Annotated in this window: 19 protein-coding genes; 9 read left to right on the forward strand and 10 right to left on the reverse strand. The window is 74.4% G+C overall.

Annotation, left to right across the window (positions count from 1 at the left end):
* Positions 1–38: 38 nt before the first annotated feature.
* The gene (locus ACF053_RS06255) at positions 39–1727 is read left to right on the forward strand and encodes a sigma-70 family RNA polymerase sigma factor (protein ID WP_391952788.1); all 1689 of its coding nucleotides are present in this window, start codon (positions 39–41) and stop codon (positions 1725–1727) included.
* Between the two features lie 91 nt (positions 1728–1818).
* Here ACF053_RS06255 and ACF053_RS06260 read toward each other — a convergent pair whose 3' ends face one another.
* Positions 1819–2412 (reverse strand): hypothetical protein, encoded by a 594-nt coding sequence (locus ACF053_RS06260; protein WP_391952789.1) that lies wholly within the window; start codon positions 2410–2412, stop codon positions 1819–1821.
* Positions 2413–2481: 69 nt separating this feature from the next.
* On the opposite strand from ACF053_RS06260, the gene ACF053_RS06265 reads away from it, so the two are divergent.
* On the forward strand, positions 2482–3171 hold the full coding sequence (locus tag ACF053_RS06265; RefSeq protein WP_391952790.1) for a response regulator transcription factor: 690 nt from the start codon (positions 2482–2484) through the stop codon (positions 3169–3171).
* Complete coding sequence (locus ACF053_RS06270; RefSeq protein ID WP_391952791.1) at positions 3168–4565, forward strand: sensor histidine kinase; 1398 nt, start codon at positions 3168–3170, stop codon at positions 4563–4565. The genes ACF053_RS06265 and ACF053_RS06270 overlap by 4 nt, the downstream gene beginning before the upstream one ends.
* 367 nt (positions 4566–4932) lie before the next feature.
* Here ACF053_RS06270 and ACF053_RS06275 read toward each other — a convergent pair whose 3' ends face one another.
* On the reverse strand, positions 4933–6879 hold the full coding sequence (locus ACF053_RS06275) for a serine/threonine-protein kinase (RefSeq protein WP_391952792.1): 1947 nt from the start codon (positions 6877–6879) through the stop codon (positions 4933–4935).
* Positions 6880–7083: 204 nt separating this feature from the next.
* On the opposite strand from ACF053_RS06275, the gene ACF053_RS06280 reads away from it, so the two are divergent.
* Complete coding sequence (locus ACF053_RS06280) at positions 7084–8607, forward strand: glycoside hydrolase family 18 protein (RefSeq protein WP_391952793.1); 1524 nt, start codon at positions 7084–7086, stop codon at positions 8605–8607.
* Positions 8608–8786: 179 nt separating this feature from the next.
* Here the strand turns inward: ACF053_RS06280 and ACF053_RS06285 are convergent, their stop codons facing one another.
* From ACF053_RS06285 to ACF053_RS06300, 4 genes are all read right to left on the reverse strand, one after another.
* Entirely contained in the window at positions 8787–10226 is a 1440-nt protein-coding gene (locus ACF053_RS06285) for a GH1 family beta-glucosidase (RefSeq protein WP_391952794.1), read from the reverse strand.
* A gap of 160 nt (positions 10227–10386) precedes the next feature.
* On the reverse strand, positions 10387–11235 hold the full coding sequence (locus ACF053_RS06290; RefSeq protein ID WP_058945026.1) for a carbohydrate ABC transporter permease: 849 nt from the start codon (positions 11233–11235) through the stop codon (positions 10387–10389).
* 3 nt (positions 11236–11238) lie between these two features.
* Entirely contained in the window at positions 11239–12246 is a 1008-nt protein-coding gene (locus ACF053_RS06295; RefSeq protein WP_391952795.1) for a carbohydrate ABC transporter permease, read from the reverse strand.
* Positions 12247–12699: 453 nt separating this feature from the next.
* Positions 12700–14055 carry an ABC transporter substrate-binding protein gene (locus ACF053_RS06300; protein WP_391952796.1) on the reverse strand — a complete coding sequence of 452 codons (1356 nt, stop codon included), beginning with the start codon at positions 14053–14055 and terminating at the stop codon, positions 12700–12702.
* A gap of 483 nt (positions 14056–14538) precedes the next feature.
* Between ACF053_RS06300 and ACF053_RS06305 the strand changes: the two genes are divergently transcribed.
* The 4 genes from ACF053_RS06305 (at position 14539) to ACF053_RS06320 (ending at position 18159) form a co-directional block, all read left to right on the forward strand.
* Positions 14539–15567 carry a LacI family DNA-binding transcriptional regulator gene (locus tag ACF053_RS06305; protein ID WP_391952797.1) on the forward strand — a complete coding sequence of 343 codons (1029 nt, stop codon included), beginning with the start codon at positions 14539–14541 and terminating at the stop codon, positions 15565–15567.
* A gap of 777 nt (positions 15568–16344) precedes the next feature.
* The gene (locus tag ACF053_RS06310; RefSeq protein ID WP_391952798.1) at positions 16345–16797 is read left to right on the forward strand and encodes a hypothetical protein; all 453 of its coding nucleotides are present in this window, start codon (positions 16345–16347) and stop codon (positions 16795–16797) included.
* 446 nt (positions 16798–17243) lie between these two features.
* Entirely contained in the window at positions 17244–17489 is a 246-nt protein-coding gene (locus ACF053_RS06315) for a hypothetical protein (protein ID WP_391952799.1), read from the forward strand.
* An 82-nt stretch (positions 17490–17571) separates the two neighbouring features.
* The gene (locus ACF053_RS06320; protein ID WP_391952800.1) at positions 17572–18159 is read left to right on the forward strand and encodes a GNAT family N-acetyltransferase; all 588 of its coding nucleotides are present in this window, start codon (positions 17572–17574) and stop codon (positions 18157–18159) included.
* A 195-nt stretch (positions 18160–18354) separates the two neighbouring features.
* Here the strand turns inward: ACF053_RS06320 and ACF053_RS06325 are convergent, their stop codons facing one another.
* Positions 18355–18741 carry a VOC family protein gene (locus tag ACF053_RS06325; protein ID WP_391952801.1) on the reverse strand — a complete coding sequence of 129 codons (387 nt, stop codon included), beginning with the start codon at positions 18739–18741 and terminating at the stop codon, positions 18355–18357.
* Positions 18742–18986: 245 nt separating this feature from the next.
* On the reverse strand, positions 18987–19895 hold the full coding sequence (locus ACF053_RS06330; protein ID WP_391952802.1) for an NAD(P)-dependent oxidoreductase: 909 nt from the start codon (positions 19893–19895) through the stop codon (positions 18987–18989).
* A 97-nt stretch (positions 19896–19992) separates the two neighbouring features.
* Between ACF053_RS06330 and ACF053_RS06335 the strand changes: the two genes are divergently transcribed.
* Positions 19993–20349, forward strand: coding sequence for a winged helix-turn-helix transcriptional regulator (locus ACF053_RS06335; protein ID WP_391952803.1), 357 nt, complete (start codon positions 19993–19995; stop codon positions 20347–20349).
* A gap of 151 nt (positions 20350–20500) precedes the next feature.
* Here ACF053_RS06335 and ACF053_RS06340 read toward each other — a convergent pair whose 3' ends face one another.
* Together ACF053_RS06340 and ACF053_RS06345 are read right to left on the reverse strand one after the other, a co-directional pair.
* Positions 20501–22258, reverse strand: coding sequence for a glycoside hydrolase family 6 protein (locus tag ACF053_RS06340; protein ID WP_391952804.1), 1758 nt, complete (start codon positions 22256–22258; stop codon positions 20501–20503).
* A 153-nt stretch (positions 22259–22411) separates the two neighbouring features.
* Positions 22412–23959: a cellulose binding domain-containing protein gene (locus ACF053_RS06345; protein WP_391952805.1), complete on the reverse strand. Its 1548-nt coding sequence runs from the start codon at positions 23957–23959 to the stop codon at positions 22412–22414.
* Positions 23960–23999: the final 40 nt, after the last annotated feature.

Below are 23999 nucleotides of genomic sequence, written 5' to 3' on the forward strand. Positions count from 1 at the left end.
AGGACCGGGCGCCGCCCGGGGACAGTGAGGGGCGCGACGTGCAGAGGGAACCGGAAGCCGCGGTGGTCAGGGCGGCGCAGCAGGGGGAGGCGTGGGCGCAGGACCGGCTGATCGCCGCCTACCTCCCCCTCGTCTACAACATCGTCGGGCGGGCCCTGAACGGTCACGCCGACGTGGACGACGTCGTCCAGGAGTCGCTGATCCGGGCCCTGACGGGACTCGACGCCCTGCGGGACCCCGACCGCTTCCGATCGTGGCTGGTGGCCATCACCATGAACGGGATACGCGCCCACCACGCGGCGCGGGCGTCCGGCGCCGTGGCGGTGGAGCCCGACCGGGTCCAGCAGGTCGCGGACCCCGGAGCCGACTTCGTGGACCTGACCATCGTCCGGCTGGGCCTGTCCGGGCAGCGCCGCGAGGTCGCCGAGGCCACGCGGTGGCTCGACCCCGACGACCGGGAGCTGCTGTCCCTGTGGTGGCTGGAGGCGGCGGGCCGCCTCACCCGCGTCGAGGTGGCCGCCGCGCTGGACCTGTCGCCGCAGCACACCGCCGTACGGGTGCAGCGCACCAAGGGCCGGTTGGAGACCGCGCGGCTGGTGGTGCGGGTCCTGGCGGCGGTGCCCCGGTGCGTGCTCCTCGACGACGCGCTCGGGGGCTGGGACGGCGTGCCGTCGGCGCTGTGGCGCAAGCGGCTCGCACGCCACGTGCGCGACTGCACGGTGTGCTCCGGGTACGAGTCCGGGCTCGTGCCCGCGGAGGGGCTGCTCGCCGGGCTCGGTCTCGTGCCGGTGGCGGCCGGGCTGCTGGCGGCGCTGCCGGGGGGTGACGGCCCGTCGCTCGCGGAGACCACCGCCGTCACCCCGGCCGTCGCCGCGGCGGGCGGCCCCGCCGTCGTCGTCGGCCGCCGGGCGGCGCAGCGCGGCGCCGCGCGGGCGCGCCGCCGCCGTACGGCCGCGGGTGCCGCGGTGGCGCTGCTGGTCGGCGCGGGCGCGGTGACCGGGGTGGTGCTGCTGCCCGGCGACGGCGACACCGACGCCGCACGCGTCCAGTCGGCGCTGCCCGGGGACGGCGCCCCGCGGCCCCTCGCGGTGGGGTCGCTGCCCCCCACCGCCCCGGCCGCGCCGAGCCCGTCGACGGCGTCGTCCTCCCCGTCCCCCTCCGCCTCCACGTCGCCGTCGGCGTCCACCTCGCCGAAGCCCTCCGCGACGGCCGGCCCGACCGCGACGCCCAGCCCGAGCGCCACCCCCTCCGCGCGCCGGAGCACGCCCACCGCCGAGCGCGACGACTCCGACCGGTCCGGCGGGACGAGCCGGCGGTACAGCGCCACCCGGCCCTCGGGCGACGGCTCGTACGGCGACCGGGTCACCGCGCTCGTCAACACCGAGCGAGCGCGCAACGGCTGCGGCCCCGTCTCCCGCAACGGCCTGCTCGACACGGCCGCGCTTCGGCACTCCGAGGACATGGACGCGCGCGACTACTTCGACCACAGCTCCCCGGACGGCACCGACCCCGGCGACCGCATCACCGCCGCCGGGTACCGGTGGAGCACGTACGGCGAGAACATCGCCCGCGGCCAGCAGACGCCCGAGGCCGTCATGGAGTCGTGGATGAACAGCCCCGGCCACCGCGCCAACATCCTCAACTGCTCGTTCAAGGAGATCGGCGTCGGCCGGCACGACGCGTCGGGCGGTCCCTGGTGGACGCAGGTCTTCGGCGCGGCGGGCTGACGGACGCCGCAACCGGCAGCGCGGGTGCTCCCGGTGCTCCCCGGGGCCTCCCGGTGCTGCCGGTACCACCGGTGGCGCCCGCGCGGCCGGTCTACGCGTCGCGCTCGTCGACCTCGACGCGGGGCGGGCCGTCGTGCCAGACGCAGAACACGGAGATCTCCCGGCCGTCCCGGGTGAACGTCACACGGATCCAGGTGTCCTGCTTCCACACCTGCATCCGCCACCCGGACGCCGGGGTCGCCGAGACGAGTTCGGCCGACGTCTCGCCCAGGTCGAACGCCACCCGGCCGCCGTCGACGACGTGACTGCGCACCGTCCCCGCCGACGAGCCGGACGGGTCCGGCGGGTTCGGCGCCGACGGCCCGGGGGCGGGCCGACGGGCGGACGGCGAGCCGCCCGGGTCCGCCGGCGCCGGCGACGGGGGCCGCCCCGACGGGCGGGCCGGCGAGGCGGACGGGGACGAGGACGCGGACGGCGCGGGGGAGCCGGGGTCCGGCCGGGCCGGCGAACGCGGCGGCGCGGGCGGGTCGTCGTCGGTCACCGCGGCGAGCGGCAGGGCGCTCGGCCGGTCGTAGACGCTGCCCGCCAGGACCGTGTGCACGCCCCACCACGAGAGGGTGACCGCCGCGCCCGTGGCGAGCGACCACGCCAGGGCATGGACCAGTCCTCTTCGCATCCGGGCCATACTGCACCACACGGCCACGGCGTCAACACCGGTCCCCCTCATTCCGCCTGATGGCGTACGGTGCCGCCCATGGCAAGTGTGCTCGTGGTCGAGGACGACCAGTTCGTGCGCTCCGCCCTCATCCGGCACCTGACCGACGCCTCCCACACCGTGCGGAGCGTCGGCACGGCCCTGGAGGCGCTGCGCGAGGTGGCCCACAACCGGTTCGACGTGGTCATCCTCGACCTCGGTCTGCCCGATCTGGACGGGGCGGAGGCGCTGAAGATGCTGCGCGGCGTCACCGACGTACCGGTGATCATCGCGACGGCCCGGGACGACGAGGCGGAGATCGTCCGGCTCCTCAACGACGGCGCCGACGACTACCTCACCAAGCCGTTCTCCGTGGAGCACCTGTCCGCGCGGATCGCCGCCGTCCTGCGGCGCGCCCGGGGCGGTGCCGCGGAGACCGGCCCGGACACGGTCCTCCGCGTCGGCGGCCTCGCCGTGGACCCGCTGCGGCGCCGCGCCGAACTCGACGGCCGCCACCTCGACCTGACCCGCCGGGAGTTCGACCTGCTGGCGTTCCTCGCCGGGCGGCCCGGCGTCGTCGTCCCGCGCCGGGAACTCCTCGCCGAGGTGTGGCAGCAGGCGTACGGGGACGACCAGACGATCGACGTCCACCTGTCGTGGCTGCGCCGGAAGCTGGGCGAGACCGCCGCCGACCCCCGCTACCTGCACACCCTGCGGGGCGTCGGCGTGAAGCTGGAGCCGCCCCGGTGAGGTGGGCGCTCGTCAAGGTGGCGCTGGCGGTCACGACGATGGTCGTCATCGCCTTCGCCGTCCCCCTCGGACTCGTCACCCAGGAGCTGGCCCGCGACCGGGCCTTCGGCAACGCCGAACGGCAGGCCGCCGCGATCGGCCCCACCCTGTCCGTCACCACCGACCGGTCCGCGCTGGAGCGGGCCGTCGCCTCCACCCAGGCGGGCGCCGACGGCCGCATGGCCGTGCACGTCCCCGCGCCGCCCGGCCGGCCCGGCGCGCGGGACGTGCGGATCGGGACGGGCCGGGCCACGGCCGCCGACCTGGACACCGTACGGCGGGTGCCGCGCGCCTCGGTGACGGAGGTGGCGGGCGGCTCGGTGCTGCTCCAGCCGACCGCGCTCGGCACCGGGCAGATCGCCGTCGTCGAGGTGTTCGTCCCCGAGGGCGAGCTGACCCGCGGCCTCACCACCGCCTGGCTGGTCCTCGCCGGGGTGGGCGCCGCCCTCGTCGTCGGGTCGGTCGCCGTCGCCGACCGGCTCGGCGTACGGACGGTGCGGCCCGCGCAGCGCCTCGCCCGCGCCGCCCACGACCTCGGCGAGGGCCGGCTCGGCGCCCGCGTGCCGGAGGACGGGCCCGCGGAACTGCGGGCCGCTGCCGTCGCGTTCAACGCGATGGCCGACCAGGTCGTCCGGCTCCTCGCCAACGAGCGGGAGCTCGCGGCCGACCTGTCGCACCGGCTGCGCACCCCGCTGACGGTGCTGCGCCTCAACGCCGCCTCCCTCGGCGACGGCCCGGCCGCCGACCAGACGCGGGCGGCCGTCGAGCAGTTGGAGCGGGAGGTCGACACGATCATCCGTACCGCCCGGGAGGCCAAGCCGCAGACGCGGGCGGCGGGGCCGGGCGCGGGCTGCGACGTCTCCGAGGTGGTCCGCGACCGGATGGCGTTCTGGTCGGCGCTCGCCGAGGACGAGGGCCGCACCGTGCGGCTGGCCGGCGTGGAGCGGCCCGTACGGATCCCGGTAGCCCGCCCCGACCTGGCGGCGGCGCTGGACGCGCTGCTGGGCAACGTCTTCCGGCACACCCCGGAGGGCACCGCCTTCTCGGTCGACGTCCACAACGGCGACGACGCCGTCATCGTGCTCGTCTCGGACGCCGGGCCGGGCATCGCGGACCCGCGCGCCGCCCTGGCCCGCGGCAACAGCGGCGCGCGGGACGGCTCGACGGGGCTCGGGCTGGACATCGTGCGCCGGGTCGCAGAGTCGACCGGCGGCGACGTCCGCATCGGCCGATCCGTCCTCGGCGGTACGGAGGTCCGGGTCTGGCTCGGCCTGGACGGCCGCCGCCCGGACCCGGGCGGGCGGCGCGGCCGGCGCGGCCGCCGGACGGTCCCCCGCCCCGGCCCCGGCCGCTGACCGACCCGGAAGGGCCACGGGCGGCAGGCCCGGACCGCCCCCGCGCACCCGACAGTGGCGGCCCACACCCGGCAGGGGGCGCCGGGCGCGGGCGCAGGTCGGACGACGCCCCCCGCCACGCCACCGGGCAGCCGCGCCCGGCACCTGGCACCTGACCGGCAGCCGCGGCCCGCAACCGGCGGCTCAGACCTCCCCGCGCGCCGGCACCCGCGGCCCGCGCCCGACAGCCGACACTCGCCCGGCACCCCGCGACCCGCACCCCGCACCCGGCACCGGGCCGCCGCGTCCGCTATCCGGCACCGGGCCGCCGTACCGGGCACCCGCGCCCGACAGCCGCGGCCCGCGGCCGGGTGTCGGGCGTGCGCCGTCAGGGGGTCACGCGGGTGAGTTCCTCCATGCCGCCGCCCTCGCGGTCGGCGCGGGCGACGTAGAGCTTGCCCTCCCCGGCCGGGGTGAGGACCATGCGGCCGCGCACCGGGCAGGCGTCGCTGCCGGGTTCGAGCGGGCTGAGGACGAGCCGGTCGCTGTGGGCGCCGGTCAGGACCGAGATCCAGGCGCACTCCGCGTGCCGGCCGGAGCCGGTGGCGGTGGCGACCTTCTTCCCGAACCGGCCCTGGGTGATGGTGAGCTTCAGCCGGTCGTCCTCCTCCGGCGTGTCCAGCCGCCACGTGCCGAGGAACTTCGGGTGCACGGCGGCCTCGCTGGTCGTGGCCGGTTCGAGGACGGCCTTGGCGTCGCCCATCCGCCAGTCCAGCTTGCCGTCGGTGCGCACGGCGAGGGTCAGCGGCGGGGGCGGCGTGCACTGTTCCGCCCCCTTCGGCACGGCCGTCTTCCGTACGCCCGCGCCGAGGGAGATCCGCCGGTCGTCGACGGCCGCGAGCGGGCTCTCGCCCTCGCACAGCGCGGTGGGGCCGGTGAGGGTGACCGTGGCGACCCGCATCCCCTTCTCGCCCTGCACCACCTCGAACCGCCCGTGCAGCTCCCCGTCCGAGTCCGTGCGGATCATGCCTTCCCACGAGCCCAGGTACGCGTCGGGGACGGCGCCCTCGATCTTGTGGATCTCGGGTGCCTTCTCACCGTCCTTGCTGACGAGGAGGCCGATCAGGAAGAGCAGCACCGGCACCAGCAGGATGCCGCCGACGACCGAGCCGATCACGATCAGCGCCGTGCGCCCCCCGCTCCTGCGCGGTGCCGGCGCCGGTGCCGGCATCGGCACGGGGGTGGGCGCGTAGGGCTGGACGGGCGGCCCGTACGGGCCGGAGTGCGCCGGGGCGTACGGGCCCGGCCCGGGCGGCGGCGTGCCGAAGGCGGTCGGCCCGTACGGCGAGGGGGCCGGGCCCTGCGTCGGGAACGGCGCCGGCGGTGCGGGCGCCGACAGCCGCGTCGAGGGGTGGGCGCCCGTCGCGGCGGGCGCCTCCGCGTCGAGGAGCCGCGCGGCACGCCGGCCGAGCTGCGCCAGGAGCGCCCCGGGCAGCCACGCGCCCGCCGGTTCGGCGTCCCGCGTGGCCTCGACGAGCTCGGCGACCGTCGGCCGGCCCGCCGGGTCCTTCACCAGGCACGCCCGGACCAGCCCGGCCACCGCCGACGGGACGCCGTCGAGGTCCGGGTCCTCCTGCGCGATCCGGTACAGCAGGCTGTGGACGCCGCTGTCGGCACCGCCGAACGGGGTGCGCCCCGTCGCCGCGTACGCGAGGACCGCGCCCAGGCAGAAGACGTCGGACGCGGGCGTGACCACCTGGCCGCGGACCTGCTCGGGTGACATGAAGCCGGGGGAGCCCACCATCACGCCGGTCTGCGTGCGGACGTCGCCCGTGGCGGCGAGCCCGTCCAGCGCGCGGGCGATGCCGAAGTCGATGACGCGCGGCCCGTCGACCGTGACCAGGATGTTCGACGGCTTCAGGTCACGGTGGACGAGGCCGACGGCGTGGATGGCCGCCAACGCCTGGGACAGCCCGCTCGCCAGGGCCCGCACCGACGTGTCGGGCAGCGGCCCGTGGTCCTCGCCGACGACCTGCGTGAGGGAGGGGCCCGGCACGTACCCCGTCGCCACCCACGGCACCGCGGCGCCGGTGTCGGCGTCCAGCACCGGGGCGGTCCACTGGCCGCCGACCCGCCGCGCGGCGGACACCTCCTGCGCGAACCTCCGCCGGAACTCGGCGTCCTGGGCCAGCTCCGCCAGGACCAGCTTCACGGCGACGGTACGACCACCCTCGCTGCGGGCGAGGTACACACGGCCCATGCCCCCCGCCCCGAGCCGGCCGAGGAGACGGTAGGGGCCTATCCAGGAGGGGTCTTCAGCGGTGATCGGTTGCACCGGGGGATCTTCGCACAGCGGCCCCGGCGGGAGGGGCCGGGCAGCGACCGCAGGGTCGGGCCCCACCTTTAATCCACGCCCATGGCTTCCTTAAGCGGAGCCTAAGATCGCCAAGTCCCGTCCGTGGAGGGCGTTTTGTCCGGTGGGCGGCGGCTAGCGTGCTGCCGCATCCACCCCCCACCCGTACACGAGGCAGGCACATCGATGGGAACGACCACGCACCGGCGCAGGGCCGGCGGCAGGGCGAAGGCGGTCGGCGCGCTGGTCGCGGCGGCGGTGGCCGCCGGCACGGCGCTCGCGTTCACCGGCACGGCGCAGGCCGCCGGCGTCAGCGCCGCGTACACCCGGACCAGCTCCTGGGCGGGCGGCTACACCGGCCAGTACGTCGTCACCAACACCACCGGCGCCGCCCGTTCGGGCTGGAAGCTGGAGTTCGACCTGCCCGCCGGGACGCGTCTGACCTCGCTGTGGAACGGCCGGCACACCGTCGAGGGACGGCACGTGACGGTGGAGCCCGAGAGCTGGAACCGGGACCTCGCGCCGGGCGCCTCGGTCGGCGTCGGCTTCGTCACCGGCGCGGACGGCGGCGCGGCGGGCGATCCGACGGGCTGCCTCATCGACCGGGTCGCGTGCTCCGCGGGCCCCGGTACGACGCCGGTCCCCACCGGCCGACCCACCGGGCAGCCCACCACCGGCCCGGGCACCACCGCGCCGCCGGTGCCGACCGCCTCCCCGACGACCCCCGCCCCCACCCCCACGGCCGTGCCGACCCCGACGGCGACGGCCCCCACCACCCCGGCGCCCACCACCCCCGCCCCCACCGGCGCCCCGGCGGCCGGCGCGCGCTTCGCGCCGTACGTCGACACCTCCCTGTACCCGGCGTACGACCTGCTGGACACCGCGGCGAAGACCGGCGTCAAGCAGTTCAACCTCGCCTTCGTCACCGCCGGCGGCGGCTGCGAGCCGCGCTGGGGCGGTGTCACCGCACTCGCCGACGACCGGGTCGCCGCGCAGATCGGCGCCCTGCGCGCCGCGGGCGGCGACGTGCGCGTGTCGTTCGGCGGCGCCGCGGGCCGTGAACTGGCCCTGAACTGCGCGACGACCGCCGAACTGACCGCCGCGTACGGCAAGGTCGTCGACGCGTACCGGCTCACCAAGGTCGACTTCGACGTCGAGGGCGCCGCCCTGCCCGACGCCGCCGCCAACACCCGCCGGGCCCAGGCCGTCGCCCGGCTCCAGAAGACCCACCCGGACCTCGACGTGTCGTTCACCCTGCCGGTCATGCCGGAGGGCCTGACGCAGCCGGGCGTGGACCTCCTCGCCGACGCCCGCCGCAACGGCGTCCGCGTCGACGCCGTCAACATCATGGCGATGGACTACGGCCCGGCCTATGCCGGCGACATGGGCCGCTACGCGGTCCAGGCGGCCACGGCGACGCAGGCGCAGCTCAAGGGCGTGCTCGGGCTGTCCGACGCGGCCGCGTGGAAGACGGTGGCCGTCACCCCGATGATCGGCGTCAACGACGTCACGACGGAGGTCTTCCGCGTCGACGACGCGACCGAGCTGGTGGACTTCGCCCGGTCGAAGGGGCTCGGCTGGCTGTCGATGTGGTCCTCGACCCGCGACAGGCAGTGCCCCGCGGGCGAGGTCGGCCACGCCGACGCGACGTGCAGCTCCATCCTCCAGCAGCCGCTCGCCTTCACCCGGGCGTTCGCCGCCTACCGCTGACCGGCGCCGGGGGGGGCCGGGGCCCCCCCCCCCCCCCCCCCCCCCCCCCCCCCCCACCCCCCCCGCCCCCCCCCCCCCCCCCCCCCCCCCCCCCGGGGCACCCCCGCCCCGGCGCCCCCGGCACCCCCCTGCACCGCGCGCTCCGGCCGACACCCCCACCCCGGCCGGAGCGCGCGGCCTCACGCCCCCGGCAGCTCCGGCAGTTCGCCGCTGCGCGCGACCCGCCCGTACCAGTGGGCGCTCGCCTTCGGGGTGCGGACCTGTGTGTCGTAGTCGACGTGGACGGCGCCGAACCGCTTGTCGTACCCGTACGCCCACTCGAAGTTGTCCAGCAGCGACCACAGGAAGTACCCGCGCACGTCGGCACCGTCCTCCACGGCCCGGTGCACCGCCTCCAGGTGGGCGTGGACGTAGGCGATGCGCTCCGGGTCGTGGACGGCGCCGTCCGCCCCGACCGCGTCCTCGTACGCGGCGCCGTTCTCCGTGACGTACAGCGGCAGCTCCGGGTACCGGCGCGACAGCCGCGTCAGCAGGTCGTACAGGCCGGAGGCGTCCACCGACCAGCCCATCGCGGTGAGGTCGCCGGGCGGCTGGTGGAAGGCCACCTCGTCCGCGGCCGGCCACGGCGACGACGTCCCGCCGCCGTGCCCGCCGTCGCCGCCGGCCGGCCCGTCGCCGCCCGCGGACACCAGGGTCGGCGTGTAGTAGTTGACGCCCAGGAAGTCCAGCGGCTGGTGCGCCGTGGCCGTGTCGCCGGGCCGGACGAACGACCAGTCCGTGAGGCGCGCCGTGTCGGCCGGCAGGTCCTCCGGGTAGGCGCCGTCGAGCATCGGCCCCAGCCACACGCGGTTGCCGACCGCGTCGATGCGGCGGGCCGCGTCCAGGTCGGCGGGCGCGTTCGTCAGCGGCCGGACCTCGTGCAGGTTGAGCGACACGCCCACCTCGGCGCGCGGCGGCAGCGCCGCGCGCAGCGCCTGCACGCCGAGGCCGTGCGCGAGGTTCAGGTGGTGCGCGGCGCGCAGGGCGGCGACGGGGTCGGTGCGGCCGGGCGCGTGGACGCCGGAGCCGTACCCGAGGAAGGCGGTGCACCAGGGCTCGTTGAGGGTCGTCCAGCGCTCTACCCGGTCGCCGAGCGCGTCCGCGACGAGCGCCGCGTACGCGCCGAACCGCTCGGCGGTGGCCCGCTGCGGCCAGCCGCCCGCGTCCTCCAGCTCCTGCGGCAGGTCCCAGTGGTACAGGGTCAGGGCGGGCCGGATCCCGGCGTCGAGCAGCTCGTCGACGAGGGCCCGGTAGAAGTCGAGGCCCTTCTGCACGGCGGGGCCCCGCCCGGTGGGCTGCACCCGCGACCAGGAGACGGAGAAGCGGTAGGCCGTGAGGCCCAGCTCCCGCATCAGCCGGACGTCGTCGCGGAAGCGGTGGTAGTGGTCGACGGCCACGTCACCGGTGTGCCCGCCGAACACCTTCCCCGGGGTGTGGGAGAAGGTGTCCCAGATGGAGGGCGTACGGCCGTCCTCGGCCGCCGCGCCCTCGATCTGGTACGCGGCGGTGGCGGCTCCCCAGAGGAAACCGGGCGGGAACTGGCGGGTCGCGGTGAGCGGCCGGGCTTCGGACGCAGTCATAGGAGAGCGCTCCCAACGCGGGTAGGAAGGAGTGACGTGGTGGGTGCCGGACCGGCGGCGCGGTGCGGTGCACGGCGGTGCGGCGCGGTGCGAGGCGCGGCGGTGCGGGGTGCGGCGGTGTGGTGTGCGGCGGTGTGGTGTGCGGCGGTGCCGGCGCGCGTCAGCTCTTGACCGCGCCCGAGGTGATGCCGCCCACGATGTGCTTGCCGAGCAGCGCGAAGACCAGCAGCAGGGGCACGGTGGAGATCAGCGCGCCCGTCAGCACGACGGCCTGGTTGATGGTGTGGTTGCCGGAGCCCAGACCGGCGAGCGCGACCTGGAGCGTCGGGTTCCCGTCCGGCGTCAGCGCGATGAAGGGCCAGAAGAAGTCGTTCCACGCCTGGACGAAGACGAGCATGCCGAGGACGGCCATCGCGGGCCGCGCCACCGGGAACACCACGTGCCAGATGATCCGCAGGCTGTGCGCGCCGTCCACCCGCGCCGCCTCGACCAGTTCGACGGGCAGCGCCTCCAGCAGGTACTGCCGCATGAAGAACACGCCGAACGCGGCGACCAGCGACGGCAGCACCACCGACTGCAGCTGGTCCACCCAGCCCAGGTCGGTGATGATCTGGTAGAGCGGGATGACGCTGAGCTGCGGCGGGATCGTCATCGTCGCGACCACCAGGGCCAGCAGCACGTTGCGGCCCCGGAACGGCAGCTTGGCGAAGGCGAACCCGGCCAGCGTGGAGAACAGCACGGTCGACACGGCCACCAACCCGGCCACCACCGTCGTGTTGACGAGGGCCTCGCCCATGTCGACCTGGTTCCAGGCGAAGGACAGGTTCTCGAACAGGCGCGGTCCCGGCAGCAGCGGGGCGGGCGCCTCGACGACGCGCTCCCCGGTGTGCGAGGCGGCGACGAGGTTCCAGTACAGCGGGAACAGGGACACCAGGGCGGCCAGCCCCAGCAGGACGTAGGTGACGGGCCCGGCGTGGTGCTGCCGGCCGGCCGTCTGCGTGAGCTTCATCGGTCAGGACCCCTGCCTCTTGCGGTGGACGCGGGCGGACAGCAGCCGGAGGGCGCCGATGAGCAGCAGGAGCAGCAGCATCACCCAGGCGATGGCCGACGCCTGCCCGAGCGCGCCCGTCACCCAGCCCTTCTCGTACATGAGCAGGCTGAGCGTCTGGAACTGGTTGCCGCTGCCGCCGCTCACGCCGAGGCTCCCGCCGAAGAGCATCGGCTCACCGAACAGCTGGGTCGCGCCGATCGTCGACACGACGATGGTGAAGAGGATCGTCGGCCGGATCGAGGGGATCGTGACGCTGACGAACTGCCGCCAGCGCGACGCCCCGTCGAGCGCGGCCGCCTCGTACAGGTCCTGCGGGACGGCCTGCATCGCGGCGAGGTAGATCAGCGCGTTGTACCCGGTCCACCGCCACGTCACGATCACCGAGATGGCGATCTGCGCCGGCCACTTCGAGGACTCCCAGCTGACCGGCTCGAAGCCGACCCAGCCCAGCACGGTGTTGATCAGCCCGTAGTCGCTGTTGAACAGCTGCGCGAAGACGAGCGTGGCGGCGGCGATGGACGTGGCGTACGGGGCGAGCACCGCCACGCGGAAGAAACCGCGCCCGCGCAGCTTGTAGTTGAGCAGGTGCGCCAGGCCCAGCGCCATCAGCAGCTGCGGGACGGTGGAGATCACGCCGATGGTGAACGTGTTGGCCAGCGCGTTCCAGAAGAAGTCGCTGTCCCACAGGGCGGTGTAGTTGTCGGCGCCGCGCCACTCGGCCTCGCCGCCCAGCTCGACCCGGTGCAGGGAGAGCCAGCCCGTGTACACCAGCGGGAAGAGCCCGAACGCGGCGAAGCAGAGGAAGAAGGGCGCGACGAACGCGTACGGGGTCGCCTTGAGGTCCAGGCGGTAGAGCCTGCTGCGCCAGCCGGCGCGCGCCGGGGTCGGCGTCGGCTTCCGGAGGGCGGGGGGCGGAGGAGGAGGGGGCGGCGGCGTACCGTCGGCCGCCGCCCGGACGGAGGTGGCCACGAGGGGGTCCTTTCGGTCGGGGGTGCTGGTGGCCCCGTTGCGGGTCCTGGGGGCCCGGCCGCGGGTTCTGGGGGCCCGGCCGCGGGTTCTGGTGGCCCGGCCGCGCCGAGGGAGTCGTGGGCCGGGCGCTCGGCGGACGACGGGGTGCGGGCCGGTGCCGGTGTCCGCTCACTGTCGTGTGGGGCGGGCCCGGCGACGGGGCGCGCGTCAGGGCGTCCGCGGGTGGGCGCCGTGCACCCTCGGGCGTGGCACACCCGGGGCGCCGCGGTGTGCCTGTCGGTTCGGTGCGGGGCCGGGCGCTGTCCGGGTGGGCCGGGGTCCGTATCGGCGGCGGACCCCGGCGCCGGCCCGTCCCCACGACCCGGCCCGTCCGCACCACCCGGCCCGGCCCGGTCCCGCCCGCGCCGGGCCGGGCCCGGTCCCGCGTCCGCCGGGGCCGGGGTCCCCCGGGCGCTACTGGACGATCTTGTCGTCGACCAGCTTCTTCACGTTGTTCCACGCCGCCTCGGGTGACGTGCCGCGCTGCTCGATGTCGAGGATGCCGTTGTCCGTGACGAACGTCTTCACCTGGCCGTCGTACCGGCTGACCGGTGCGGGGGTGATGCCCGCGGCCGCCGACGAGTAGATCTTCCCGACCGGGGTGTCACCGAAGTACGGGATCTTGGCGTTCTGGACGGCGTCGGAGGCGAGCGTGTCCTTGGTGGACGGGATGTTGCCGTTCACGCCGAAGACCTTGGCGTGCTGCGCGGGCGCCGTCAGCCAGGCGGCCAGCTTCGCGGCCTCCTCGGTGTGCTTGCCCGCCTTGGGGACGGCGAGGAACGACCCGCCCCAGTTGCCGGCGACGGGCGGCGCCGCGATGTCCCACTTGCCCTGGTTGGCGGGGCCGGCCTGGTCCTTGATGATGCCGGTCATCCAGGAGGGGCAGGCGACGGTGGCGAACCGGGAGTTCTTGAACCCGGCGTTCCAGGTGCCCTTCTCGTCGAACTGGCGCAGCTTCGCGGTGATGCCGCTGCGCGCCGCGTCGACGGCCAGGCCCCACGCCTTGCGCACCCCGGGGCTCTCCTCCCAGGCGAGGTTGCCCTCGGCGTCGGCGTACTGCTGGGGCTGGCTGGACAGGACGGCGTTGAACAGCCCGCTGGCGGAGTCGTGGAAGGCGGTCCCCGCGGGGGCGTTGCGCTGGTACGTCTTGCCCGCGGTCACGAACTTCGCCCAGTCCCCGGCCCACAGCCGCGCGACCTGCTCGCGGTCCGTGGGCAGCTTCGCCTTGGCGAAGAGGTCCTTGTTGTAGCAGATGGCCATGGGGCCGATGTCGGTGCCGAGGCCGATGACCTTGCCGTCGGCGGTGGTGGCCTGCTTGATCTTCCAGTCCAGGAACGCGGAGGTGTCGGCGCCCCCGGTCTTCGACAGGTCGACCCACTTGCCGGCCAGGGTGGAGCCGGTCGCCTCGGCGATGTATCCGACCTCGACGGCCTGGATGTCGGCGAGGCCGCTGTTGCGGGAGAGGCGCAGCTTCAGGGTGTCCCAGTACTTCTGGCCGTCCGCGACGTTCGACTCGACGATCTCGACGTGCGGGTTCAGCTTCTCGTACTCGGCATACAGCTTGGCGCCGTTCTTGTCGTCGTAGCCGAACGACCCGAAGGTGCCGATCCGCAGGGTGATCTTCCCGTCGGCACCCGCGCCCGATCCGGAGCCGTCGCCCCCGCCGTCGCTGCAACCGGCGATCAGGGCCGCGCAGGCCGCGAAGGCGGTCACCGCGAGTGCGGGGCGGCGTCTGCGGGCCAGGTCACGGGTACTGCTCGAAGTGCGCATTCTCCACTCTCCTCGTCCAGGGTGGTGCGGGTCGCGCCGGGGTGGGGCGGCCGGGGCCGGGGGACCGGGTGGCCTGACCGGGGCGGATCGGATCGGCGTGCGGCGGCTCGTGCGTCGGATCCGGCGAGCCCTCGCGGGGTGGTGGTGGGAGCGCTCCCACGTCGCCATGCCCGGAAGGTTGCTGCCTGGCGGGTACGGGTGTCAAGAGATGAACGCGAATTGATCCCCGCACGGGCGCCCGGCGTCCGCGATGCGGTGCGTGCCTTCAGGACCTCAAGGCCGACCGCTGGAGCCAGGCGCCACCTTCCGCTACGGTGGGAGCGCTCCCACCACTCTCGGTCAGAACCCGGCCCTCCCGCTGGGGCCCGTGCGCGGGGCAGGCTCTACTTTGACTCCAAGGAGCCCCGCCCGGCCGGGCGGTCGGCTCCGCGGCTCTCCGCCCCGGGCGAGCCGGCACTGAGGACGGACGGGAGACGTGACCCCATGGCGGTGAACGGACGGCAGACGGGCAGGCCCACCCTGGAGGAGGTCGCGGCCCGGGCGGGCGTCGGCCGCGGCACGGTGTCGCGCGTCATCAACGGCTCGCCCCGCGTCAGCGACCGGGCCAGGGCCGCCGTCTCCCGGGCCGTCGCGGAGCTGGGGTACGTCCCGAACCGCGCGGCCCGCGCGCTGGCCGGGGCCCGTACGGACGCGGTGGCGCTGGTCATCCCGGAGACCGAGGCGCGGCTGTTCGCCGAACCGTACTTCCTCGACATCATCCGCGGGGTGAGCGCCGAGCTCGCGGACGCCGACAAGCAACTGCTGCTCACCCTGATCCGCACCAGCCAGGAGCGCCAGCGCTTCGAGCAGTACCTCGCGGCGCAGCGCGTCGACGGGGTGCTGCTGGTGTCGGTCCACGCGGACGACCCGCTGCCGGACGTGGTGCGCGGCCTGGACATCCCCGCGGTCCTCAACGGCCGCCGCTCCGAGGCGGAGCCCGTGGCGTACGTCGACTCCGACAACGTCGGCGCGGGCCGCTCCGCCGTCGCCCACCTGGCGGAGGGGGGCCGGCGCCGCGTCGCGACCATCACGGGGCCGCTCGACATGTACGTGGCCCGATGCCGCCTCGACGGCTACCGCCAGGGCCTGGCGGCCGCCGGCCTGACGGCCGACGAACGCCTCGTCGCCGCAGGTGACTTCACCGAGAAGGGCGGCCACCGCGCGATGGTGGAGCTCCTGGAGCGCTGCCCGGACCTGGACGCCGTGTTCGCGGCCTCGGACGTCATGGCGGCGGGCGCGCGGGTCGCCCTGCGCGAGGCGGGCCGCCGCGTCCCGGACGACGTGGCCCTGGTCGGCGTGGACGACTCGGCGGTCGCCCGCCACATGGACCCGCCGCTCACGAGCGTGCGGCAGCCGATCGAGGAGATGGGCCGCGTGATGGCCCGCGTCCTGCTCCAGGAGATCACCGGCACCGGCTCCGAACCGCGCCAGCTCGTCCTGCCCACGTCCCTGGTCGTCCGCGACTCCGCGTGAACGGGGCGGTACCCGGCGCGTGACGCGCCGTGCCGCCCCTTTCCGCCCCCGAGCGGGGCGCCGCCGCACGACAGGAGGCTCGCGCCATGCCTGGGCGCACTGCGCCGCACCCGGCGCCGGGTGGTCAGGACATCCTCCGAAGCGGACGTCGGGGTCTCCCGGCCCCCTGGCGGGCAGGTTCAGGCCGCCGATCCAGGCGCGTCGCACGACAGGTCTCGGCATGCACGCTTCCCCGACGGGCCGGAGGTGCACGGGATCCGCGAGGCCGACCAGCAGTCCCTTGTTTCCAGGCCTATGGTCAACTCCGTCGCTCCGCCCCATGGGCCAGCACCTGGGTCGCCGGCACTCCGCTTCCCGCGCCATGGCCCTGGACCGACATCATCACCATCAGGATTCAGCGATTCCACCCCCGGAACGCTGGTCGACCAGCAGACCCGGCCGTCGCGGCGTACCCGCATCGCCCACCGAACCTGTGTAGCCCGGCGGGCACATGGCGCGACAGTCGGGGCCTGGCCCGCCCGCAACGCACCGAAACAGACTGCAGCATTCCGCCGGAACGACCGGCGGAACGCCATGAAAGGTCAGGCGAATAGACGAAAGAACAGTTCTGGCCATCCCCGAAGAGATCTATTGATCATTAATCGCAGCGCATGTAGCGTTCGGATTGCGCAGGGGTCAAAAGCCGTCGGCGCGCAGGGGGTTGCAGACCGTCCCGGCGAGGGCATGGGCTGCTTTTTTCCTGCTCAATTCGTGCCGCAGAAGCGGAGGAGTAGAGTCATGCGTATCTTTGAGAAGAAAACTCTCGCGAGCGTTGCCGGGCTGACGGCCACAGCCGTTGCGACGCTCGTCCTCGTTGTGCCGGGGACGGCGCACGCGGCGCCGGCTGCCTACTGGAGTGTTGACTGCGACAAGTCGGTGGCCGACAACGACCCCGATGCCAACGACTTGCTTGCCACCATTTGGAGGTCGAGCGACTCCACCAAGGCTGCTCGCGCATCCTTCAAGGGCAGCACCGAGACCCTGTCCATCAGTAACTGGTCGGGCGCCATGATGAACTACAGCCTCCAGTGGGCAACGGCAGACGGAACTCGCATCGAAAAGGCGTGGAGCTTCGACCTCGGATCCGGTAATTCGAAGACCGTGGACTTCGATATCCCTGACAGGCGTACGGTGCGCATGTCTGTCGGGACGCCCGGCGGGAGTACGGCTTTCTGCACGGGTAAGGCGTAAGTCCGTAGCCTCGCTGTTTGGGCTGGGCGCGGCTGAAGGTCGGGCAGAAACGTAGAAACGGCGTCCTGGGTTGGGACGATGGACCTGTCCTGTCTCTCAGGACTGTCCCGCACGATCCCCGAGTTGCCTCGGATATGGCGGTCTGTTGTCCAGGTCGCTGACCTTCCGGCGAGGGCGAGGTCATGCACGGTTCGACAACCCCATCGACCCGTTCCCACGCTCGGCTGATCTGTACGACTGCCCCGCCTGTGCGCTACCCCGTAGCGCACAGGCGGGGTTCATGCTGCCCTAGAGGGCGAGCTACGCGCCCGTGGGAGTGCATACACAGAGCACACCGCCCGGTGCGGCTCAATTGCCGTGCGGGGCTTTCGCCTTGCCTGACGTGTGCGTATGCGCAGACCGCGTAGTCGGACCTGTGGGGGTCTCCGCGCGGAGCTCTCATGGACATGAGCGACATGACCTTCGACCCCCGCTACCTCCCCGCCACGTCCCTCCCGGGGGTGGCGGACGCCGAACGTCTCACCCGGCGACAGCGCGACGGCGGTGACTGCGTCCACTGCGGGGTCACGCTCGGCCCCGAGACGGCTGTCGGCCTCGGTGCCCAGGTCTACAAGGTGGTCGGCGTCGCAGGCCTCACCGAGTGGAGGCCGCGCGCCTGCCGTACCTGCCACACCCGGCGGACGGACACGTGACGGGCCCGCGCGGTCCGGGGACGTCGCCGCGTCGCCGAAACCCGGGTGCCGACTCGACGGCGCGTCCCTTAGGGTCGCGCGCATGCCTTCCGCACCCCGCCTCGAGAAGATCACGCCCGACAACGTCACGGACGCGTGCCGGCTGCGCGTACGGCCCGAGCAGGCGGGGTTCGTCGAGTCGGTCGCGGAGTCCCTCGCCGAGGCGTACGCCTCGCCCGACATCGCCTGGCCGCGGCTGGTGTGCGACGGTGAGGAGGCCGTCGGCTTCGTGATGGCCTTCTTCGACGTCCCGTTCGACTTCGACGGGCCCGGCGCCGCGCCCCGCAGCGGGCTGTGGCGGCTGGCCGTCTCCGCCGACCACCAGGGCGCCGGCTACGGCCGGTTCGCCGTCGCGGCCGTCTGCGACGAGGTCCGGCGCCGGGGCGGGTCGACGGTGACGGTCACCTACAAGCCCGGCGATCACGGCCCGGAGGGCTTCTACGCGCGACTCGGCTTCCGCGCGCTCGGAATGACGGACGACGGGGAGGTCCTCGCCGAACTGGACCTGCCCGAACGCGATCTGTCTTGGTCGGACCTGTCCGGGGTGGACCGGACCGAGGCGGAGCGGACCGAGGCGGACCGGACCGGGTCCGGCCCGACTGAAGTGGGCCCGGCCGCGCCCGCCGCCTGAACCCGGACCCGTTCCCGTACCGGGACTCCCGCGCGGGCGGGACCCGGACCCGGGTCGGGCCCGTTCGGACGGAACCCGTACCCGTCCCGCACCCGCACCCGTACCCGGACTCCCGCTCGGACGGGGGCCGTACCCAGGGCGGGGCGCGCCCCGCGTCGTGCGGCGCGCGCCCCCGGCCCGTCCGGAGCGGCGCGCCTACGCGGGGCGCGCGTACGGGCGGGTGATGATCTCCATGTTGTGGCCGTCCGGGTCCTCGAAGTAGGCGCCCCGCCCGCCGAAGAGGGTGTTGACCTTCCCCCTCTCGGTGTGGTGCGGGTCGGCGTAGTACGTCACGCCCGCCGCCTCCAGACGGTCGATCATGGTGTCGAACTCCTCGTCGGGGACGAGGAAGGCGTAGTGCTGCGAGGCGACCTGTCCGTCGGGCGCGGTGTAGAAGTCGAGCGTCACGCCGTTGCCGGTGTCCACCGGCACGAACGGCCCGAAGGGCGCGCCGACCTCCAGCCCGAGGATCCCGGCGAGGAACTCGGCGGACGCCTGCTTGTCGGTGGCGTGGACGACGGTGTGGTTGAGATCTGCGGTCATGGATGTTCCCTGTGGTCGATGGGCGTCAAGGCGTGCGAGAAGTCCCCCGTGCGAGGGAGGAACGGAGAGGAGCGCGTCGGAGGGACGCGCGCACGCCGAGGGGGGCCTCTGGCCCGCCCCGCGCTCACGAGGAGGCCGGGTGCCCCACTCGCTGTTGGCCCATGGCCGACCCGGCAGTCACGCCGTCGACTCTAGTCCCGCCGGTCCCGCGCCGACAACGCGGTTCCGGCCGAACTCCGGTCCGTTCAGCGCTGATCCAGCAGCTCGACCATCCCCGCGACGTCCTCCGCGCCGTGCCCCGCGGCGACCCGCCGCGCCATCAGCTCCATGTACGGCGTGAGGAGCTCCGGGCTGACGCGCTGCTCCTCGGCGGTGCGCAGCAGCGTCGCGTTCCCCGCCGACTGCATCGCGAGGTTGGACACGACGCCCTTGCCGTAGTCGCCGGTCTCGATCTGCTCGGCCGTCGCGTGCGCCGCCCCGGCCATGGCCGTCAGCCAGTCGACGAGGAGCGCGGCGAAGTCCCGGGGGGCGACCTCCTCGTGGCGCACCAGGGCGAAGGCGTGCAGGACCCCGGCGAACATCCCGCTCATCGCGCTGAGCAGCGCCACGTCGTGCAGCGCGGCGAAGCCGGGGTCCTCGCCGACGTACCGCGCGCCGGCCGGGACGGCGAGCGTGGCGCGGTGCTCCGCGAAGAGGTCGCGGGAGCCGCTGTAGAGGACGTAGGCGCCCGAGTCGGGCGCGCCGATCATGGGCGGTACGGCCATGATCCCGGCGTCCAGGAAGCGGGCGCCGCGCTCCCGCGCCCAGGCCGCCCGGGAGCGGCCCTCACCGGGGGTGCCGGTCGTGAGGTTCACCAGGTCACGGCCGGCCAGGTCCGCCCCGTCGAGGGCGGCGCCGACGGAGTCGTCGTCGAGGAGGCAGGCCACGACGAGCCGGTTCGCCGCGACCGCCTCGGCGGCCGAGGAGGCCACCACCGCCCCCAGCGCGGCGAGCGGCTCGGTGCGGGAGGGGGTGCGGTTCCAGACGGTGAGCGGGTGGCCCGCTGCGAGCCAGGCCCGGCCCAGGGCGCTGCCCATGTCGCCGGTGCCGAGCAGGGTCAGGGGAGTGGGCGACGGCGTCGGGGAGCCTTCGGGGGAAGGGGTGGTGTCGGTCATGACCGTTAGGCTCGTCGGTGCGGGGCGGCCGCTCAAGTACGCACTTTCGAGTGGGTGGTCACCTCCGGGTAAGCATCCAGGTGGAGGGGGTGGCGGCATGGCGGTGGCCAGGCGGCCGGGGGCGTACGTGTGCGGGATCGACGCCGCGATGGACGTGATCGGCGGGAAGTGGAAGGTCCTCATCCTGTGGGCGCTGCACGAGCGGCCGTGCCGCTTCGGCGAGCTGCGCCGCGAGCTGCCCGGGGTGACGGAGAAGGTCCTCGCCTCGCACCTGCGGGAGCTGGAGGCCGACGGTGTCGTCCACCGCGAGGAGTACGACGAGGTGCCGCCGCGCGTCGAGTACTCCCTGACCCCGCGGGGCGTGTCGCTGAACGACGCCCTCGCCCCGCTCGGCGCCTGGGGCCGCGACCACGTCCTGGCCCCGGCACGCGAGGCCGCCGCCGCACCGCGCTGAGCGGCCGCCCGCCGCCGCACCGCGCTGAGCCGCCGTACCCGCGCCGGGCCGCCGCCCGCCGCCGCACCGTTCCGGGCGATGGGACGAGCCCCCGCCCCCGGGAACGTACCGCCGGGGGAGGGGGCTCGTGGTCAGGAGCCGGCTGCGGGCGTCAGAGCGCCGGGTGGGCGTTCTTCAGCAGCTCCTGGAACTGGGCCGAGAACCAGGCGCCCGAGATGGGGGCGTCGGGCAGGGCGCCCGACATGTTGTTGTTGTTCCGCGGGTTCCCGGTGTACGTGGGGTCGCACATCCGGTCGAAGCCCTTGCCGTCGGGGTTCGGGATGAGCTTGCTCGACCCGTCGGACTCGCCCGGGGGCTTCATCCACACGTAGGCGTCGATGCCCGGCTCCGGGTTGGCCCGGGGCCGCTCGCCGAGGCCGGCGCCCGCCTGGTTGCACCAGTTGCCGAGGTGGATGCGGCGGTCGTAGCGCCCGCCGTTGACGTACGTGTCGACGTTCGTCTGCGCGCCGGGGCCGGTCGGGCGGGCCGCGCCGCCCCAGCCGTTGCGGGAGGTGTCGATCAGCATGCCGAGGTTCGGCGAGAAGCCGATCCGGACCAGCTCGTTCCGCATGGCCTGCGCGAACGACAGCTCGTCGGTGTACCGGTTCCAGTCGATCCACTTCGAGGTGCGGACCGACTGGCCGGCCACCGTGTCGTTGACGGTGAAGTGGTCCTCCTTCAGGGCGCTGTAGTTGGCCGTGTTCACGATGAAGCCGTGGACGTTGGCGACGGTCGAGCCCTCCGCCGTGGCCGCCTGCTTGAAGATCTGGGCGGACGCGCCGAAGTTGTCGTCCCAGCCGAGCCAGCCGTGGTGGCCGGCGTCGACGTAGTTGTAGACGTTCGGGACGGCGCCCAGCTTCGCCAGGGCGTAGCCGACGCCCTTCACGTAGTTGCCGTTCGCCTTCATCACGTCGCAGTTGGGCGTCGCGGTGGGGCGCGGGGTGACGTTGGTGACGAGGTTCGGCAGGCTGTCGATCTCGACCGTCGTGACGATCCGCAGGCCCTTGTACTTCGGGTCGGCGAGGATCGCGGCGATGGGGTCGATGTACTCGCGCTGGTAGCGGCCGATCTCCGTCGGGCCCAGCTCGCCGTTGGAGGCGAGCGCGGCGCAGTCGCGGCCCGGCAGGTTGTAGATCACCAGCTGGATGGCGAGCTCGCCGTTGCCCTTCTGGCGCAGCGCCTCGTCGAGGTGGTCGCGCAGGCCCATGCCGCCGTTGGCGCCCTCGATCGCGGCGATGCGGTCGAGCCAGACGCCCGTGGGCTGGTTCGCGACCTTGGCGCCGCCCGGTTCGGCGGCGGCCTTCGCGGACCACTCGGGGTTCACGTACACCTTGGCGCCCGCGTACGGGTTGTCGACCCGGTTGCCGGCCGGCGGGTCCGTGGGCGGGTCGGTCGGCGGGTCCGTCGGGCCGGTGGAGCCGTTGCAGACGACGCCGTTGAGCTTGAACACGGTCGGCACGGCGTTGGTCCCGCCGTAGGAGCCGTTGAACCCGAAGGACGTGGACGCGCCGGTGGCGAGGGAGCCGTTGTACGCGAGGTTCTTCGCGGTGACGGCGGCCCCGGACTGGGTGACCGCGGCGTTCCAGTGCTGGGTCACCTGCTGGTTGCCCGCGTACGTCCACTCCAGGGTCCACGCGGCGACCGGGTCGCCGGTGTTGGTGACGGTGACGTTGGCGCCGAAGCCGTTGTTCCACTGGTTGGTGACGGTGTAGTCGACCTTGCAGCCCGGGGCGGCGGCCCCGGCGGGGGAGGAGAGCGCGGTGGCGGTCGCGCCCGCCGTGGCGATCAGGGTGCAGGCGGCCAGCAGGGCCGTTCTGCTGCGGCGGCGAGGTACCTGAACGGTGGTGCTCGCGGTGCTCGTGCGGCTCATGGGGATGATGTTTCCTCTCTGGTTCTTCCCGGTCTCTCCGGGCGTGCGGTGTGCCGTGTTGCGTGTGCTGCGGTGTGCTGCGGTGTGCTGCGGTGTGCTGCGGTGCGTGACCGTGTGGTGCCGTGTGCGGCGCCGGGCGCGGCGGGTCCGTGCTCAGCCGGCCAGCGCGCGCAGGTGGTCCCGCAGTCCCGCGCCGAACGGCGTGGGGGTGCCGTCGTACGCGCTGATCAGGGCCGGGCCCGCGGAGCAGTCCCAGGTGTTCCAGGTCCAGCCCAGGTACGACAGGCCGCGGGCGTCGAACCACGCCATGACGCGGTCGATGAACCCGTGGCCGCAGGTGTTCTCGCCGATCTCGCCCGCCACCAGCGGGACGCGGGCGGCGACCGGGGCGAGCGTGGCGTCCCAGCAGCTCTCGGTGGAGCAGGTGTTGAAGTTGTAGACGTGCCAGGCGGCGGCGAGATTGCCGGCCGGGTCCGTCGGGGCGTGCGCGAGCCACCGGCTCAGGTCGTTGGCGTAGGCGAGGCCCGGGACGAGCACGAGGTTCCTCGCGCCCGTGGCCCGTACCGCGTCCAGCAGGTCCTGCATGCCGGCCACCTCGTAGCCGATGCCGGGGCAGGTGCCGCCGTCCCGCCAGCACGCCCACGCCGCGTCGGCCGTGGGGGTGGCGCGGTCCGGGTACGGCTCGTTGAACAGGTCGAACACGACGCGCCGGTCGTTTTTGAAGGTGTCCGCGACCGAGGTCCAGAACGCCGGTGTGTACCGGGCGTTGGGCATCGGCTTCTGGCAGCTCGCGTGCTCGTCGGCGCAGCCGGCGGAGTTGCCGGTGTACCGGCCCCAGCTCCAGTGCAGTTCGAGCACGGGGGTCATGCCGTGCGCCAGCACGCGGCCCACGAAGCCCTTGACGGCGTCGACGTAGGCGGTCCCGCGGTACCTGGGGTCGATGTTGTCCAGGCCCAGCCAGCACTCCTCGTTCAGGGGGATGCGTACGGTGTTCGCCTTCCAGTCCGCGATGGCGCGCACGGAGGCGTCGTCCACGGGGCCGTCGAAGATCCCGTAACCCTGGACGCACATGAACTCGCCGCCGGAGCGGTTCACGCCGAGCATGCGCCGCGTCCGGCCGTCCGCGTCCACGAGCCGGTTGCCGCTCGCGGTGAGGACGGGCGCCCCGTCACCGGGGTCCGGCGGGTCCGGCGGATCGGGTGGATCCGTCGGGCCGCCCGGGTCACCGCAGGGGGTGCCGTCGAGCGTGAAGGCGGTCGGCGCCGGGTTGGCGCCGGAGTACGAGGCGACGAAGCCGGCCGTGACGGTGGCGCCCGGGGCGAGCGCCGCGTTCCAGCTCTCGTTCACGACGGTCACCGAGGCACCGGACTGGGACCACCGGGCGCCCCAGCCCTGGGTGACCCGCTGGTCGCCCGGGAAGCCGAAGCCGAGCCGCCAGCCGTCCAGCGCGGGGCCCCGGTTGGTGACCGTGACCGAGCCCTGGAACCCGCCGGACCACTGGTTGACGACGGTGTACTCCACCGTGCAACCCGCGGTGGGGGCCGCCGCCCGGGAGGGGACGGTCCCCGGCGGGGCGTCCGCCACGGGGGCGGCCGCACGGACCGGGGTGGCGGCCGCGGGGGCCGCCGGTGCGAGAACGACGCCCGCCAAGGCGAGCGCGGCTCCCACGACGAACGATGACGTGCGCGGGGGGTGTCGCATGAGCGACTCCTTGCCATTTAGGCGCGTACCTGACAACGCG

The organism is Streptomyces kanasensis, from assembly GCF_043077165.1.
Classification (GTDB): domain Bacteria; phylum Actinomycetota; class Actinomycetes; order Streptomycetales; family Streptomycetaceae; genus Streptomyces; species Streptomyces changanensis.